We start from the raw sequence: 655 nt of genomic DNA on the forward strand, positions 1-655 counted from the left end.
TTGCTGTTGGCGGGGTGGTCAGATCTGTTGCTGTATCCCCGTTTACAAAGCCGCTGTAGCTTACCGTTAAGGCCGGGTTGGCCGTTCCGTAGGTCCTGCTCTGGTCGTCTGCTGTTACTGCTAAGGTAGCTTTATCTACCGTTAATACTTTGGTTACCGGTGCTGCCGCATCGTAATTGCTGTCTCCTGCCTGACTGGCTGTTATATTGGCCGTTCCTGCTCCTATAATATGTACCTTATTGGATACAATCGTGGCTACCGAAAGGTTATCACTGCTATATGTTATTGTTACCGGACTAGGACTGCTGGCTCCTCCATCAAAGTCTCCATCTCCGTACGTCTTATGCATATCGGCAAAGGTGATCGTTGGCGTCGTACTGCCTACCGTTAAGGTGCCGTTACTGTAGCTTACTGTATAATTCGATGAATAACTTCCTCCGCTTACCGTAATCGGATAAGCTCCGGCAGCTGATCCTGTCGTTGCTGTTGTGGATAAGGTGGGGGCACTCAGCTCTACTCCCGATGGGGTATCCCCATTTACCAGTCCCAGGTAGCTTACTGTTAAGGCCGGGTTGGCTGTATTGTACGCTTTGATCTTATCATCCGCCTTAACTGTTAAGGATGCCTTGCCTATCGTCAGCGTTCCTGCTGTATA

At 49.6% G+C, this 655-nt stretch carries 1 protein-coding gene; it reads right to left on the reverse strand.

Going from position 1 to position 655, the window contains the following annotated elements; genetic code table 11:
- A partial coding sequence (locus tag ACLCDL_RS17910; RefSeq protein WP_423149785.1) for an MBG domain-containing protein occupies positions 1 to 655 on the reverse strand: 655 nt, incomplete at both ends.

Source organism: Rubrilithobacter danxiaensis (assembly GCF_047272945.1).
Lineage (GTDB): Bacteria > Bacteroidota > Bacteroidia > Sphingobacteriales > Sphingobacteriaceae > Rubrolithibacter > Rubrolithibacter danxiaensis.